The organism is Streptomyces alkaliphilus (assembly GCF_014141535.1).
In the GTDB taxonomy this organism is placed as follows: domain Bacteria; phylum Actinomycetota; class Actinomycetes; order Streptomycetales; family Streptomycetaceae; genus Streptomyces; species Streptomyces alkaliphilus.
Window position 1 is genome coordinate 1 of the sequence record NZ_VKHT01001373.1, and the last position, 1,029, is coordinate 1,029.

1 protein-coding gene is annotated in these 1,029 nt (G+C 74.3%); it reads right to left on the minus strand.

Translation table 11 applies throughout. The features are described from left to right. On the minus strand, nt 1-979 hold a 979-nt coding region (locus tag FNQ90_RS24560), incomplete at its 3' end, for a sensor histidine kinase (protein WP_323380162.1). Nucleotides 980-1,029: the final 50 nt, after the last annotated feature.

Consider the following 1,029-nt stretch of genomic DNA (forward strand, 5'->3'; position numbering starts at 1 on the left):
CCCCCAGGGCCGCCCCCACGGCATCGGAGAACCCCGGCATCCGGCGCGGGTCGACCGGTTCGACCCGGCACTCCGTTCCCGCCGCCTCCAGCACCCCGCGGGCCCCGGCCAGTTCGGCGAACAGGTCGGCGTCGCGATAGCCGCGCAGCACGGCCCGCATCTCCCGCTGCGACTCCCGGGCGATTCGCTCGACCTCGATCATCTGGTCCACCGCCGCGTCGGCGCCGCGCCGGGCCAACTGGGCGGCCAACTCGCTCTTGAGGGCGATCACCGACAGGTTGCGGCCCAGTACGTCGTGCATGTCCCGGCCGAAGCGCAGGCGTTCCTCGGCGACCGCCAGTCGGGCCCGGGTCTCCCGGGACGCCTCCAACTCGTCGACCACCCGCAGCGACCAGGCGGAGGTGCGGTAGGTGAAGCCGAAGAACGAGGCCCAGAGCACCGCCAGGAGCGACATCCGGACCAGGGTGTTCGCCGGTAGGCCGCCCACCGCCGCCGCGACACTCCCCGCGGCCACCGCCGCCGCCGCCCAGGTGGTGCCGACGGAGAGCGAGTGGATCAGCAGGGCGGGCCCCGCGAAGAACACGGGAAACCACACCATGGCGGGCGCCGCCTCCGGTTGCAGCCCCCCGGTCCGCAGCAGCAGGACCCCGAGGAGGAGGCCCAGCAGCGTGAGAACGGCGAAGAGGGCGAACAGGCGGCCCGGGCGGGGCCCCCGCCCCAGGTAGTGATCCAGCCCGGCGCGGGTCATCAGCAGGTTCACCACCGCGTGCGCCCCGCCGACCACCAGCACCAGCGCGGCCGGCAGCGGCCCGACGCCCGAGCCCGTGCCCACCACCCACAGGAGGATCAGCCCGATCTCCGTGACGGCGAAGAAGTAGATCGCCCAGCGCGTGTACTGGTGGAAGCGGACCCCGCCGCTGGAGCGGCGGAACCGGCGGACCGGGGCCAGCGGTTCCAGCGATGACCATCTGCGCGTCACGGGTGCGGTTCTCCTCGCGGGGCCCCGGTCGGACCGGGGCGCTGTAGGGG